Source organism: Streptomyces sp. NPDC054047 (assembly GCF_055585065.1).
In genome coordinates this window covers 369,598-384,049 of record NZ_JBVJKV010000006.1, presented here as the reverse complement: position 1 = coordinate 384,049, position 14,452 = coordinate 369,598, and the positions used below count along the sequence as shown (strand labels likewise).

The following is a 14,452-nucleotide window of genomic DNA, read 5'->3' as shown; positions in this document are numbered from 1 at the left end:
GGCCCGTCCCCTCCCGTCCTCTCCCGTCTCCGCCCGCCCGTCCCGTTCCAACCTCCGCTCACAGCAAGGGATCCAGCCCTCATGACCACAAGAAGTCTTCCGCGCAGGCTCAGTGCCGTCCTGCTCACCGTCGTCCTCGGCACCGGCGCGCTCGCCGCGTGCGGTGACTCCGAGGAGGACGACAAGGGCAAGGCCGACTCCGCCGCCGACACCGGATTCCCGCGCACCATCAAGCACGCCATGGGCAGCACCGAGATCCCCGCACGGCCGCAGAAGGTCGTCGTCCTCGACACCGGCGAGCTGGACGACGTCACGCTGCTCGGCGTCAAGCCGGTCGGCGCGGTCTCCCCGCACTTCAAGACCGCGGGCGGCTTCCCCTCGTACCTCAAGGACAAGATCGGCGGAGTGAAGGACGTCGGCCCGATGGAGGAGCCGAACCTGGAGCTCATCGCCTCCCTCAAGCCCGACCTGATCCTGTCCTCGAAGGTCCGGCACGAGAAGGTCTACGACAAGCTCGACGCCATCGCGCCGACCGTCTTCACCGAGACCACGGGCTCCCCCTGGAAGGAGAACCTGAAGGTCCACGCCAAGGCCCTCGGCATGGAGAGCCAGGCCGACACGGCGCTGGGGAGCTACGAGACGCGCGCCAAGGCCCTGGGCGACTCCATCAAGGCGAAGTACGACGGGAAGATGCCCTCGGCCTCGGTCGTCCGCTTCATCGCGGGCCCGACCCGGCTCTACCAGAAGTCCGCCTACAGCGGCATCGTCCTCGACGACATCGGCCTCACGCGCCCCGCGTCGCAGAACTCCTCCGACCCGGAGACGACGATGCTGGACGTCAGCCCCGAGCAGATCGACAAGGCCGAGGCCGACCTCATCTTCGTGACGGTGGCCGACTCCCCCGACAAGACCCAGCAGAAGGACGTCACGTCCAACCCGGTGTGGAAGGACCTGAAGGCCGTCAAGAAGGACAAGGTCTTCACCGTCCCGGACGAGACGTGGATGTCGGGCATCGGGGTCCAGGCCGCGGAGCACGTCCTTGAGGACGTGGCCAAGGCGACGGACGTCGAGCTGCCGGCGAAGTAGGTCGGCGCAGCAGGTCTCGCGCCTTCGGGGCGGGCCGTCCACCGGCCCGCCCCACCCCGCCTCACCCCCCACACGCACCTCCGCACGCACCCGGAAGTGGACTCGCCCATGCGGCTGTACGTCCTTGCCCGCAACCCCACCGACTCGGTCACCGAAGGCTTTCTGCCCGCCGCGCGCAGGCTCGGCCTCAAGGTCACCCTCCTCACGGATCAGCCGGACGCCCACCGGCACGGGTCTGCCCAGGAGACCCTCGAATCCCCGGAGACTCCGGAGATCCTGGAGTGCGACGTACGCGATTTCCGCGCCGTCATCAGCCGGATCTCCGCTCACCATCCCCCCGACGCGATCTTCACCAACAGCGACCACCTCCAGACCCAGGCCGCCCTGGCCGCCGAGTACTTCGGGCTGCCCGGCAAGGACTGGCGGGTGGCCCTGCGCACCAAGGACAAGGCGCAGATGCGTCGCCATCTCGCGGCTGCGGGCGCCGACGCGGTCTGGTCGGCCGAGCTCGCCGCGGGCCAGGACGCGGCCGAACTCAGCGCGCTCGACGTGCCGTTCCCGTGCGTGGTCAAACCGCGGGAGGGCGTGGCGAGCGAGGACGTGGTGCTGGTCGAGGCGCCGGGCGACCTGGTGCGGCGGTGCGCGGAGATACAGGCGCGCCGCCCCGGGGCGGCCCTGGTCGTCGAGGAGTACCTCGCCGGGGAGCTGTGCACCCTGGAGACGCTCGGCGACGGCCGCGTCCGGCATGTCCTGGGCGGCTTCCGTACGGAGGTGTCGCCGCCGCCGTATTTCATAGAGGAGCGGCTGACGTTCGTCCCCGCGCACCCGGAGGCGGTGACGGCTCAGGTCCTGGCCCAACTGGACGTGCTGGACGTGGGGTTCGGGGCGTGCCACACCGAGTTCGTGGTGGCTGAGGGGCGGGCCCGGCTCATCGAGGTCAACTACCGCGCCATCGGCGACCAGTGCGACCTGATCCTCGCCCAGCTCCTGGACATACCGCTCTTCGAGCACATCCTCCGTACGCATCTGGGCGAGCCGCTCCCCACGGACCTGGGCGCGCGAACGGACGGCCGGGCACGGCTCGACTATCCGTGCGCGCAGAGAGCCGGAACGCTGACGGCCGCGCCGGGCGCGACCGAAGTGACGGTGGGCGGGGTACGGCTGACGTACCGCCCTCTGCGCGAGATCGGCGAACATCACGAACTCCACGGCACCAACCGCGACTTCCTGGGCGTGGTCCGCGCCACCGGCACCGAACAGGCGGCGGTGGACCGGGCCGTGGCGGACTTCCTCGCCGAGAACCACTGGGAGATCACGCCGTGACGCGGTTGACGGGCGGGACACCTCCGACGGCCGACGGCGTGGACGCCGGCACGGGCTCGGGCTCCGGCTTGGGCTTGGGCTTGGGCTTGGGCGTCGAGGGTGAGCTCCTGTTACGCGTACTGAGCGCACTCCTGCGCGAGGACGTGGCGGGGTGGCGCACCCGAAGCAGTGCGGTCCGCCACCCGGACGGCCTGTGGCTGAGGCTGCCGGTGACGGGAGCGGCCGTGGCGCAGCGGAATGCCTCCGCGCCGACTGAAGCCGCCCCCAGGCTGCCCGCACCCCGGCCCGGCGAGGGCGCGGGCGGGAGCGGCGGGGGCGACCTGCCGATGGCGGTTCCGCCGGGCGTGGTGGGAGTGGTGGGAGGTGACCGCGCGGACGCGGGCGGGAGCAGCCCTCATGCCCTGCCGACAGCGAACCCACCCGTCACGTCACCCGGAAGCTCCACAAGCACCGACGACACCGCCACCGCCGCGCCCCGTCCCGGCACCGGCCCGGATGCGGGCGGCTCGGGGGTGGCGGCCCCGAGCGGTGGCGTGCGTCCGGCACCGGCGCGGGACGGGAGTGTCATCGGGGCCGTGTCCGGCTCGTGCGGGCGTCCCGGCGACGCCCTGCTCATGCCTGTCCGACCGGACGGCTATCAAGGGACGTACGCCGCCCGGCTTCCCCTGTTGCGGTGGGAGTCCGACGGGGGCGAACTCGCCGACGCGGGCAGCATCCTGTCCGCGCTGCGTGATCTCGCCGACCCCGTCGACCGTGGCGGCTTCGATGCCTTCGCGGCGGAGTGCGCGCAGACGCTCGACGCCATGCGACTGCATGCCGGGACGAGGGGTGAGGCGGAGGGCCTGCTCACCGAGCGGTACGGCGGGGACCCCGCCGCCTGGTCCGGGCTCGCGGGTGGGCTCGGCCATGACACGCTCGCCGCGCGTGCGGACCATCCGGTGTATCCGACCTCGCGCGGTCGCTCCGGGCTCTCCGTCGCCCACCTGCGCGCTTACGCACCCGAGTTCCACCCAACTTTCGCGCTGCGCCAGCTCGTCCTGCCCCGCGATGCCGTCACCGTCGGCGGTGACGTCGGCGACTGGCTTGCACCCCGCGAGGCGGGCGTACCCGAACTCGAAGGGAGTCATCTCGTACTCCCCGTACACCCGTTGACCGCGGGCGCAACCCTGCGCGACGCGCTGCGGGAAGCGGGGCTCGAGGGGCGGGCCCAGCTGCTCGACCGGCCCGGACCCGACGTCGTACCCACCCTCTCGATGCGCACCGTAGCCCTCGCCTCGCACCCCGCACAGCACCTCAAGCTCCCGCTCGCCACCGCCACCTTGGGCCTGCGCAACCGGCGCACCATCAAGCCGGGCACCCTCGTCGACGGCGCCGCCGGGCAACGGCTGGTCGAAGCCGTCATCGCCCGCGAACCCCGGTTCCAGGGGGTGGTCCTGCACGCGGACGAGACCCGCTACGCCCACGCCGGGCACCAACTCGTCGCCGCCCTCCTGCGCCGCTACCCCGCCGGCCTCGACGGCGCCGCGGTCGTGCCGATGGCCGCGCTCCTGTGCCCGGCACCCGGCGGTGACCGGCTCCTGATCGACCGCCTGGCCGACCGCTTCTACGGCGGCGACCCCCTCGCCCTCCTGGACGCCACGCTCACCCTCCTCTTCGACTGGCAGACCACCCTCTTCGCCTACGGAGTGGCCCTGGAATCGCACCAGCAGAACATCTCGCTGGTGATGGACGAGGAAGCCCTGGGCGGCCCCACTCGGCTGCGGCTGTTGTTCAAGGACAACGACGGGCCGCGCGTCAATCTCGCCCGCCTGCGTGACGTCATGGGTCAACAGGCGCCCGAAGCAGCTGAGTTCGACGACGCGCGGATCTTCGTCGACGGGGATCGGCCCGTGCTCGACGTGTTCACCACCATCACCCTCCACCTCTGCGCGGGCTCCTACGCCTTCGGGCTTGCCCGGCACGGCCACGCGCCCCTGGAGCGGCTGCTCCGGCTCGTGCGCGCCCGGCTCGCCGAGGCCGTCGAGCGCCTCGGCACGGGCCCCGGCGAGCCGGGCGCGCTGCTGCGGGCGCACGTCCTGGACGCGGCGGAGCTGCCCGTCAAGGCGATGGTCACCGCGGGCACCCTGCTCTCCAAGGAGCGCTCCGGGGCCGCCGACATCAACAAGCACTACACGACAGGGCCCAATTACCTGCGGCAGACGGGGAATTCATGATGGCCACCGCATCGTCGGCGCACGCCCTTACGGAGGGCCCGACCGTGGGCTCGGGATTCGGGCGCCGCCAGGTCCACGCCGTCGCCGCCTGCTACTTCGTCGCGTCCTTCGCCGCGCTCGGTCTGCCCCCGTACCTCACCGCGATCCTCCCCGAACTGGGCGACACCGGCGCCCGCTGGGCCGGCCTCCTGTACGTCGTCCCGACCGTCTTCGGCGCGCTCGGCGCCCCCCTGTGGGGCCGCGCCGCCGACCGCTTCGGCCGAAAACGGCTGCTCCTGCGGGCCCAACTCGGCCTCGCCGTCTCCTTCTTGCTCGCCGGCTGGGCCGACTCCCTCGGCGCGTTCGTCACGGCACTGGTGCTGCAGGGCATCCTCGGCGGCACGTTCGCCGCCTCCAACGGCTATCTCGCCGCCGCGCTGACCGGTTCGGGCCTGTCCAAGGCGCTCACCCTGATGCAGGGTGCCGCACGGGCGGCGCTCGTGCTGGCACCCATCGTCGTCGGCTCACTGACCCCGTGGATCTCGCCGCACCGCCAGTACGCCCTGCTGGCCGTCCTGCCGCTGGCCGCGGCCGCGATGCTCGCCGCCCTGCCGGAACCCACGGCGGCGCTCTGCGATGCGGCGCCGACCGCGGTGCCGGACGCCGCCGTGCCGCTCGCCCCCCTCCGGGCGCTCTACGCCTTCGAGTTCGCCTTCGTCTTCTCCACCGTCATCTCCTTCCCGTATCTGATCGCGCTGGTCGAGGACCGAATACCCGGTGTATCGCCGGTCGTGTCCGGCGCGCTGTTCGCCCTGCCGCACCTGTGCTATCTCCTCTTCGCACTGCGGGTGCACCAGGCCGTCGAGCGCCGCCCCATGCAGGGGATCGCCGCCGGGTTCGCTCTGATCGCGCTCGGTCTGGCCGCGCACGGCGCCGCCGACTCGCTCACCGCCTTCACCGGCGTACGACTGCTGCTCGGCGCGGGCCTCACCCTCGGCCTCGTCAGCCTGTCCGTGCTGGCCGCCGAGTGCGCCCACGGCAGACCCCCCGGAGGGATGTTCGGCACGCTGGAGCTCGTCTCCAAAGGGGGCGCGGTCGCCGCCGGTCTCGCGGCAGCGGCCGGCAACAGCCTCCTCGGCCTGCCCGCGCCCCTCCTGACCGGTACCGCGATCGCCCTGGTCGCCCTGGCCGCCGCCACCCTTCCCGCCCTGTTCCGCCGCTCGCCCCGCATCCGCTGGAGCCGTTGATGTCCTTGCCGACCGGCACGTTCTCCACCCCGTCCTGGGCGCCCGCCCAGTCCGCCGCCCTCATCGCGGGCGCCCCCGTCGCGGGCGCCGCGCCCACCTGTCTGCCCAGCGCCGACCACGCGGTGACGCACACCCTCCTCAACTGTCTGCTGCGCGAGGTCTCGGGGCCCGAGCACCAGACCGCCGTCGTCGACGGCGACCTCCTGCTCCGGCTGCCGCGCCGCGGGGTCCTCCTGCGCGTCGCGCTGCGCCGCGCGTCCCTGCTGGGCGCCCATCGCTTCACCGGCCCGGTGACCGAACAGCGTGACGGGGCCTGGGTGGAGGTGGACTGGCCGCGCCTTGCCGAGTACACGCACGCCGAGCTCTCGCTGCGTACGGGCGTGCGCAACGAGGAGTTCCTGGAGCAGATCGCCTCCAGCCACGAAGGCGTCAGCGCCGCGATCGCCGCCGACCGTCCGGCGACCTCCACCGCGTCGGCCCCGAAGTGGCTCGCGCACTACCTCGCGTCCGAGCAGTCCCTGCTGTTCGGCCACCGCTTCCACCCCACCCCCAAGGCCCGCGGCGGCGACCTCGCCGACTGGTCCGCGTACGCCCCCGAGACCGCCGCCTCCTTCCCGCTGCGCCACCTCGCCGTACGGGAGCACCTGATCGCCGAGGAGTCGGCGCGGCCGGGCGCCACGGCCCCGCTCGACCGCCTCGGGACCGTGCCGGACGGCTACCGTCTCCTGCCCGTGCACCCCTGGCAGTACGACCTGCTGCGGGAGCACCCGGGGCTGCGCGCCGCCCTGGACCGCCGGGACGTCGTCGACCTGGGTCCCGGCGGCTCCCCCTTCGCGGCCACCGCGTCCGTGCGCACCCTGTACGACGGTGAGACCTTCCTGAAGTTCAGCCTGAACGTCCGCATCACCAACTGCCTGCGCAAGAACGCCAGTTACGAACTGTCGGGCGCCGTCGCCCTCACCCGCGTACTCGAAAGCACCCTGGACGACCTGGCCGCCCGCTTCCCGGGCAGCGCCGTGCTCCGCGAGCCCGCCTACCGCAGCCTGGCGCTCCCGGGTCCCGACGGCCGTCCCGACCTCGCCCTGCTGGAAGGCTTCGGGGTCATCGTCCGCGAAGGCCTGGCCGGACGGCTCCTTCCCGGCACGACGCCGCTGCTGGCCGCCGCCGTGGCGGACGAGTACCCGACGGGCCCCGGCCACATCTCCCGCCTCCTTGCGGGGGCGGGGCCGCAGCGGGCGCTGGAGTGGTGGCGTACGTATCTGCGGCTCCTGCTGCCGCCGGTGCTCGCCGCCTACTTCGCCCACGGCCTGGTGCTCGAACCGCATCTGCAGAACGTCCTGATCTGCGTCGACGACGACGGCATGCCCGCCCAGGTCCTCTTCCGCGACCTGGAGGGCACCAAGCTCCTCCCCGAGCGTCACGCCCAGACCCTGGCCGCGCTCCCGCCCGAGGTCGCGGACCCGATGACGTACGACGCGCAGCGCGGCTGGGACCGCGTGGTCTACTGCCTCCTGGTCAACCACGTCGCCGAACTGCTCGCCGCGCTCGCCGACCTCCACCCGCACACCGAGCCCGCCCTGTGGTCCCACGTCCGCGCCACCGTGCAGGAGTTCGCCGACACACACGGCTGCCCGCCCCGGCTCAGCGCCCTGCTCGCCGGAGTGCCGCTGCCCGCCAAGGCCAACCTGCTCACCCGCTGGGAGCGCAAGGCCGACCGGGACGCGGGGTACGTCCGTCTCACCTCCCCCTTTCCGCTCGCCGAGCACGTACGGGACCTGGGTGCCCGCACCGACACACCTTGGAGCACCGCCGGATGACCGCCCCCACTCCCGCCGTACGTGACCACGCTCTCGGCCTGGCCTCGGACCGACTGCCCGCCTATCTCTACGACGTGACGGCTCTGGAGGCGCATGCCGCCGCCGTGCGCGCCGCGCTGCCCCGGCAGGTCGAGCTCTACTACGCCGCCAAGGCCAATCCGGAGCCGGAGATCCTGACCGCGCTCGGCCCGCACGTGGACGGCTACGAAGTCTCTTCGGGCGGTGAACTCGCCCATGTGGCCAAGGCGGTGGCGGGGCGCCCGCTGGCCTTCGGCGGCCCCGGCAAGACGCCGGACGAGATCACGGCCGCCCTGGAACTCGGCGTGGAGCGCTTCCATGTGGAGAGCGCGTACGAGCTGGGGATGCTGGCCGCGATCGCCGCCCGCGTCACGCCGCACACCCGCGTCGGCGTCCTGCTCCGGTTCAATCTCGACCTCAACGCCGAGTCGCTGGCGGGCAGTTCCCTCGCGATGGGCGGGCGCCCCACTCCGTTCGGCATCGACCCGGCCGAGGCGGACTCCGTGGTCGCCCGGTTCACCGACGGCGGCCTCCCCCGGCTGCATCTGCTCGGCGTGCACGCCCATCTGGCCAGCGGCCTGGACGCGCAGCGGCAGCTGGCGGTCGCCGAGTCCATCGTGACCTGGTCGCAGGCGCTGGCACGGCGGCACGGCATCCGGCTGACGGAGGTGAACGTCGGCGGCGGGATGAGCGTGGACTACGCCGACCCCGAAGCCCGCTTCGACTGGGCCGCGTACGGCGACGGCCTGGCCCGGCTCTGCGCGGCGCACCCTGAACTGACGCTCCGCATCGAGCCGGGAAGGGCGCTGACCGCGTACTGCGGCTGGTACGCCACCGAGGTCCTGGACGTGAAGCAGAGCCACGGCGAGGAGTTCGCCGTCGTGCGCGGCGGCACCCACCATCTGCGCACCCCCGCGGCCAAGGGCCACGACCAGCCCTGCACCGTGATTCCGGCGCGCGAGCCGTGGCCGCATCCCTGGCCGCGGTCCGAGGCGCGGCAGGAGCGGGTGACGTTCGCGGGGCAGCTGTGCACCCCGAAGGACGTCCTGTCCCGGCGGGTGGCGGTGGCGGGGCTGCGGGCCGGGGACCGGGTGGTGTTCGCGATGGCGGGTGCGTACGCGTGGAACATCTCGCACCACGACTTCCTGATGCACCCGAGGCCGGGCTTCCACTTCCTCTGACCGCATGCCGTCCCGACCTGCTCCCAGCCCCCTAGTACCCCTGGGACCACCGCACGACGTTGCGCAGCGGCTCCCCGCCGGCCAGCCGCCGCCAGTTGTCCGCGAACAGGTCGATGATCCGCTCCGTCTCGTCGCGCGAGCCGCCCGCGGTGTGCTGGGTGAGGATGACGTTCGGGCAGCTCCACAGCGGGTGCCCGGCGGGCAGCGGCTCCTCGCGTGTGACGTCGAGGACCGCGCCGCCGAGGCGGCCGGACGCGAGGGCGGTGACCAGGGCGTCCTCGTCCGCGAGGGTGCCGCGGCCGGCGTTCACGAAGACCGCGCCGGGGCGCAGCCGGTCGATGCGGCGCCGGTCGAAGAGGTCGGCGGTCTCGGACGTGCCCGGCAGGAGGCCCACGACGATGTCGAACTCGGGGAGCCTGGCGTCGAGTTCCTCGCGGGTGGCGATGTCACCGCCGCTCCGTGCGAAGTGCGCGACGGAGCAGCCGAAGGGCGCGAGGAGGTCGGCCAGGCGCAGGGCGATGGACCCCTTGCCCAGGATCAGGACGTTCGCGTCGCCCAGGAGCCGGAGGCCGGGCCGTACGTCGAGCTTCGACCAGGACTCCCTGGCGCGGAGTCCGGCCAGCACGTCGATGCCGCGGTAGAGCGCGAGGATGCCCGCGAGGCAGGTCTGCGCGACCGGCTCGGCGAAGAGCCCGCCGAGGTTGGTGACGGTGAGGCGCCGGCCCAGGGCCGGCCAGTCGAGCCCGGTGTAGCGGTCGATGCCGACGGACGCGAGCTGTAACCAGCGCAGCTGCCGCGCCCTCTCCACCCAGTCCGCCCTCGGGTTGCCGATGGCGATGTGGGAGTCGGCGAGGACACGCGCGTCGTCGGCCGACTGCGAGTCCGGTTCGGCGAACCAGACCTGGCCCGGCGCGACGGCCCGCAGCCGCTCCTGTTCGGCGGTGTCGAGCGCCAGCTCCACGTACAGGACGGCGTCCGACGGCAGGTCGGCCCGGTCGAGGGCCTGCTGAGCGTGTGGTGCACGGACCATTCCTGATACCCCCGTGGTACGGAAAGCGCTGGTGAACGCACGTTCACCGAACTTAGGGCTTGCGCTCTGCGGGGGTCAACAGCGATCCGCCCGCCGGTTCAGGCGCCGGTCGTGGAGCCGGGCCTGACGATCATGAGGACGGTGACGGTGGCCCAGAGAAGGTTGAACACGCCGGTGTACATGGCGAGTTGGGCACCGGTGCGCTCCCGCACGGCCACCACGCCCGCCCCGTCGGCCAGTTCACCGCGTACGCCGTCGCCTCCTGCCCCGGTCACCGCGTCGAGCGCCGCCTCCTGACGCGGCAGGACGAGGATGATGAGCACCACGGCCGCGGCCATCGTGAGGACGATCGAGGCGATCAGCCAGGCGCTGCCGAGCACGCCCAGGCTGGCGGCAGTCGCGAATCCGGTGATGGGGACGGCGACGCCGACGAACGCGTACACCGAGCAGATGCGCTGGAGCAGCCGCAGCGACGCGAGGGCCGACGCGTCCGACGGGTCGGCCTGTGCGCGGCGCAGGGCCGGGGGGAACATGCTGGCGGCGACGGTGACCGGGCCCACGGCGAGAATGGCGGCCAGCACATGCAGCGTCAGGAAGAACTTGGTCACGGCGGGGCCCTCGGGATTCGAAGAACGGGGGATCTGGCGGCTCCCGATCGGGACCCGGCCGCCGAGATTAGCCAGCGCATCCGCCCGCCGACCAGTGGCATTAGTGACAGGCTTCGCACAGATACCGCCATCGCCCGCCCCGGCCGGTAGCCAGCAGCCTCTCGGCAGGTCGATGGGGCACGACCAGGCCTCATCTCCCGCGCACGCGCTTGGCGGGACGGCTGCTGTGTCGTACGTTGCCGCCATGCACACCGTGGCCGTCCTGGCGCTGGACACCGTCGTCCCGTTCGACCTGTCCACCCCCATCGAGGTCTTCGGCCGCACCCGACTGCCGGGCGGACGGGCCGGCTACCGGGTGCGGGTCTGCGCCGCCGCGCCGCGGATCGACGCCGGTCTGTTCACGCTCCAGGCGCCGTGGGGCCTGGAGGGGCTCGCGGACGCGGACACGATCATCGTGCCCGGCGTCGCCGACGTGTCCCGGCCGGTCCCCGACGCGGTGCTCGACGCGCTGCGGAAGGCGGCGGCCGACGGCACGCGGATCGCCTCCATCTGCGCGGGCACCTTCACGCTCGCCGCGGCCGGTCTCCTGTCCGGGCTCCGCGCCACCACGCACTGGATGGCCGCGGCGAGCCTCGCCGAACGCCATCCCGACATCGACGTCGACCCGGACGTGCTCTACGTCGACAACGGGCAGATCCTGACGTCCGCCGGCGCGGCAGCCGGGCTCGACCTGTGCCTGCACCTGATCCGCAGGGACTACGGCTCCGCCGTCGCCGCGGACGCGGCCCGTCTCTCGGTGATGCCCCTGGAACGCGAGGGCGGCCAGGCGCAGTTCATCGTCGCCGAGGCGCCGCCCACACCGCAGGGATCGGAGCTCGAACCGCTCCTGCGCTGGCTTCAGGAGAACGCCGGGCGCGAGCTCACCCTGGAGGACATCGCGAGCCGTGCGGGCATGAGCACCCGCACCCTGCTGCGCCGCTTCCGGGAGCAGACGGGCAGCACACCGCTGCAGTGGCTGCACCGCACGCGGATCCGGCAGGCCCAGCACCTGCTCGAAACGACGGGGCACTCCGTCGAGCGCATCGCCGTCCAGGTCGGCTTCGGCTCGCCCACCGCCTTCCGCGACCGCTTCAAGCGCGTGGCCGGCGTCAGCCCGCAGGCCTACCGCAGGGCGTTCCAATAGGCCAGGGACCCGGGTGAGGCTCAGGCCTTCCGTGCCTCGACGAGGCACCAGTGGGGGCTGCCGTCGGCGCGGCGGCCGAACGCCTCCAGGGGGTGCAGCCGCACCGTGAACCCGGCCCCGCGCAGGTCGTCGAGCACACCCCGCAGCGGGAAGGTCCGGTAGTACATGACGAACGGCGGACGCCACAGCAGGTTCCGCACCCGCATCACCACGTCGAAACCGAGCAGCGCCCAGTACAGCGGCGAGGTCATGCGCTGCGGCGCGCCGACGGGGAAGGCGAAGACGCCGCCGGGCCGCAGCGCCCCGTGCACCTCGGCGAACAGCCGCGGCCGCTCGGCGGGCAGGAAGTGTCCGAACGCCCCGAAGCTCACCGCCAGGTCGAAGGCCTCGGTGAAGGGCAGGGCACGGGCGTCGGCCCGCACCCACTGCACCGCGGGCCCGCCGCCCCGACGGGCGACGGCGGCCCGGGCCTGGGCCAGCATCCCGGCGCTGAAGTCGACGCCGGTGACCCGCTCCCGGCACAGCGGCAGCAGCGTCTCGACGCCCGCGCCGGTGCCGCAGCAGACATCGAGCCCCGCGTCGAACGGCCCCAGGCCGCCCAGCGTGTCCGCGACCGCGTCGAGCATCCGGTCGGGCGTGCGGAAGGGGGTGTGATCGAACTTCGGGGCCAGCAGGTCGTAGCCGTCCTCGATGGAGGAGAGCGCCTGCACGGTCAGTTCGCGGAGCGTGGGTCCCTGGGAGGTGAACACCGTCCCCACCCTAGTCAGCGGCGTCCCACCCCGGTCGGCGGCGGGCGGCAAGGGCTCGACCATGGACAAACCTGGGCATATCTTGGTAATGACGGCGACTCGGAAGATAGGGGGGTCGTCATGGTCGAAGAGCTGCTCACAGCAGGGGCCGCGGTGGCGGCCGCGGGATTCGTGTACGTGGCGACGGCGGCGCGCGTGGTCAAGCAGTACGAGCGGGGCGTGGTGTTCCGCCTGGGCCGGCTGCGGGAGGAGATCCGCCAGCCGGGATTCACCATGATCGTCCCCGGCGTGGACCGGCTGAACAAGGTGAACATGCAGATCGTGACGCTGCCGGTACCGGCGCAGGACGGCATCACCCGGGACAACGTCACGGTGCGCGTGGACGCCGTCATCTACTTCAAGGTGATCGATGCGGCGGACGCGGTGATCAAGGTGGAGGACTACCGCTTCGCGGTCTCGCAGATGGCGCAGACGTCGCTGCGTTCGATCATCGGCAAGAGCGACCTGGACGATCTGCTCTCCAACCGCGAAAAACTCAACCAGGGCCTGGAGCTGATGATCGACTCCCCTGCCATGGGCTGGGGCGTGCAGATCGACCGGGTGGAGATCAAGGACGTGTCGCTCCCGGAGACGATGAAACGCTCGATGGCCCGGCAGGCCGAGGCCGACCGCGAGCGGCGGGCCCGCGTGATCAACGCGGACGCCGAGCTACAGGCCTCCAAGAAGCTGGCCGAGGCCGCGCACGAGATGGCGGACGAGCCCGCCGCACTCCAGCTGCGGCTCCTTCAGACGGTGGTGGCGGTCGCCGCGGAGAAGAACTCCACCCTCGTCCTGCCCTTCCCCGTGGAGCTGCTGCGCTTCCTGGAGAAGGCTCAGCAGGCACAGACGATGTCACCCGCACCACCCGCCCCCGCGGCGGAGCAGATCCCGGAACGGCCCGCGGCGGCATAGGCATGGTCCCAGCCGTTCGGGCCTGAACCAGCTTCGCGGGAGTTGTCGGACAGGTGCGGATCATCGGCCTTTGACCAGCGTGCACAGGGCGCGGGCCGGGGCGGCCGAGGAGACGCGCGACCGCTGTCATGGCCGGTTACCGCCAGGAGGTCTATCGGGTTGAGCCATGGGTCAGGTAGACGTATCGCCACCGTAGACCCGCCACTCAGCACGAGGAGGCATGCCTCATGACCGGTGCCCGAACCACCACCCCGGCAGGCAAGACCCGGTTCGACGACATCTACGACGAGCCCGACCCCCGCGCCTACTTCCGTACGCTGGCCCCCCTGGAGTACGAGATACCGCACCAGGCTCAGGACGTCTTCCGGGACTCGCTCGCCCAGCGGTCGGCGGAGCGCGGCACCCACCTCCCCGTCACGGTCCTCGACCTCTGCTGCTCCTACGGGATCAACGCGGCGCTGCTCAACCACGACCTCACGCTCGCGGACCTGTACGCGCACTACACCAGCGCGGAGACCGCCGCCCTCACCCGCGGCGAACTCATCGAGTCCGACAAGGAGTTCTACGCATCGCGGCGGCGGGCGGACGCGGTCCCGGTCATCGGCCTCGATACGGCCGAGAACGCGACCCGCTACGCCTTGGAGGTGGGGCTGCTCGACGAGGCCTATGCGGAGAACCTGGAGCGGCACCCGCCCAGCGCCGGGCTGCGCGATGCGGTGGGGCGCGTCGGCCTGATCACCGTCACCGGAGGCATCGGCTACATCACCCACCACACCTTCGACGCGCTTCTCGACGCGACGCGCGTCCCGGTGTGGGTGAGCGCGTTCGTCCTGCGTACGGTGCCCTTCAAGGAGATCCTGGCCGTCCTGGACGCCCATGGCCTCGACACCGAGACCGATCCCGAACGGACCTATCCGCAGCGGCTGTTCAGTGACCCCACCGAGCAGAGCAACGCGGTGGACCAGGTGCTCAAGGCCGGCGACGACCCCACGGGCCTGGAGGCGGAGGGCCGCTACTACACCCGCCTCTACCAGTCACGGCCCCGGTCGGCGTAAGCCCTGACGGAC

12 protein-coding genes are annotated in these 14,452 nt (G+C 72.4%); 9 read left to right on the top strand and 3 right to left on the bottom strand.

Translation table 11 applies throughout. The features are described 5' to 3' along the window. The first annotated feature begins 81 nt into the window (after positions 1 to 81). The 6 genes from ACZ6ZP_RS24155 to ACZ6ZP_RS24130 all read left to right on the top strand — a co-directional run bounded on the left by ACZ6ZP_RS24155 (position 82) and on the right by ACZ6ZP_RS24130 (position 8,864). A complete protein-coding gene (locus ACZ6ZP_RS24155; RefSeq protein ID WP_361466982.1) occupies positions 82 to 1,086 on the top strand; it encodes an ABC transporter substrate-binding protein in 1,005 nt (334 codons plus the stop codon). Positions 1,087 to 1,194: 108 nt separating this feature from the next. Continuing rightward, entirely contained in the window at positions 1,195 to 2,409 is a 1,215-nt protein-coding gene (locus ACZ6ZP_RS24150) for an ATP-grasp domain-containing protein (protein WP_361467029.1), read from the top strand. Between the two features lie 512 nt (positions 2,410 to 2,921). Beyond that, positions 2,922 to 4,622: an IucA/IucC family protein gene (locus ACZ6ZP_RS24145; protein WP_469408386.1), complete on the top strand. Its 1,701-nt coding sequence runs from the start codon at positions 2,922 to 2,924 to the stop codon at positions 4,620 to 4,622. Next, on the top strand, positions 4,622 to 5,848 hold the full coding sequence (locus tag ACZ6ZP_RS24140; protein WP_399981057.1) for an MFS transporter: 1,227 nt from the start codon (positions 4,622 to 4,624) through the stop codon (positions 5,846 to 5,848). The genes ACZ6ZP_RS24145 and ACZ6ZP_RS24140 overlap by 1 nt, the downstream gene beginning before the upstream one ends. Next, positions 5,848 to 7,665, top strand: a complete 1,818-nt coding sequence (locus ACZ6ZP_RS24135) for an IucA/IucC family protein (RefSeq protein ID WP_469408319.1) — start codon at positions 5,848 to 5,850, stop codon at positions 7,663 to 7,665. Before ACZ6ZP_RS24140 ends, ACZ6ZP_RS24135 begins: the two co-directional genes overlap by 1 nt. Next, positions 7,662 to 8,864, top strand: a complete 1,203-nt coding sequence (locus tag ACZ6ZP_RS24130) for a type III PLP-dependent enzyme (RefSeq protein ID WP_469408317.1) — start codon at positions 7,662 to 7,664, stop codon at positions 8,862 to 8,864. Before ACZ6ZP_RS24135 ends, ACZ6ZP_RS24130 begins: the two co-directional genes overlap by 4 nt. 31 nt (positions 8,865 to 8,895) lie before the next feature. Here the strand turns inward: ACZ6ZP_RS24130 and ACZ6ZP_RS24125 are convergent, their stop codons facing one another. Beyond that, on the bottom strand, positions 8,896 to 9,894 hold the full coding sequence (locus ACZ6ZP_RS24125; RefSeq protein WP_361466967.1) for a D-2-hydroxyacid dehydrogenase: 999 nt from the start codon (positions 9,892 to 9,894) through the stop codon (positions 8,896 to 8,898). Positions 9,895 to 9,992: 98 nt separating this feature from the next. Beyond that, the gene (locus tag ACZ6ZP_RS24120) at positions 9,993 to 10,502 is read right to left on the bottom strand and encodes a hypothetical protein (protein WP_351164368.1); all 510 of its coding nucleotides are present in this window, start codon (positions 10,500 to 10,502) and stop codon (positions 9,993 to 9,995) included. A 244-nt stretch (positions 10,503 to 10,746) separates the two neighbouring features. Between ACZ6ZP_RS24120 and ACZ6ZP_RS24115 the strand changes: the two genes are divergently transcribed. Continuing rightward, positions 10,747 to 11,685 (top strand): GlxA family transcriptional regulator, encoded by a 939-nt coding sequence (locus tag ACZ6ZP_RS24115; protein WP_361466963.1) that lies wholly within the window; start codon positions 10,747 to 10,749, stop codon positions 11,683 to 11,685. A gap of 20 nt (positions 11,686 to 11,705) precedes the next feature. Here the strand turns inward: ACZ6ZP_RS24115 and ACZ6ZP_RS24110 are convergent, their stop codons facing one another. Beyond that, entirely contained in the window at positions 11,706 to 12,434 is a 729-nt protein-coding gene (locus ACZ6ZP_RS24110; RefSeq protein WP_469408385.1) for a class I SAM-dependent methyltransferase, read from the bottom strand. 120 nt (positions 12,435 to 12,554) lie between these two features. Between ACZ6ZP_RS24110 and ACZ6ZP_RS24105 the strand changes: the two genes are divergently transcribed. Both ACZ6ZP_RS24105 and ACZ6ZP_RS24100 read left to right on the top strand, forming a co-directional pair. Then, complete coding sequence (locus tag ACZ6ZP_RS24105) at positions 12,555 to 13,385, top strand: slipin family protein (protein WP_351164366.1); 831 nt, start codon at positions 12,555 to 12,557, stop codon at positions 13,383 to 13,385. A gap of 227 nt (positions 13,386 to 13,612) precedes the next feature. Beyond that, positions 13,613 to 14,440 carry a hypothetical protein gene (locus ACZ6ZP_RS24100; RefSeq protein WP_469408316.1) on the top strand — a complete coding sequence of 276 codons (828 nt, stop codon included), beginning with the start codon at positions 13,613 to 13,615 and terminating at the stop codon, positions 14,438 to 14,440. Positions 14,441 to 14,452: the final 12 nt, after the last annotated feature.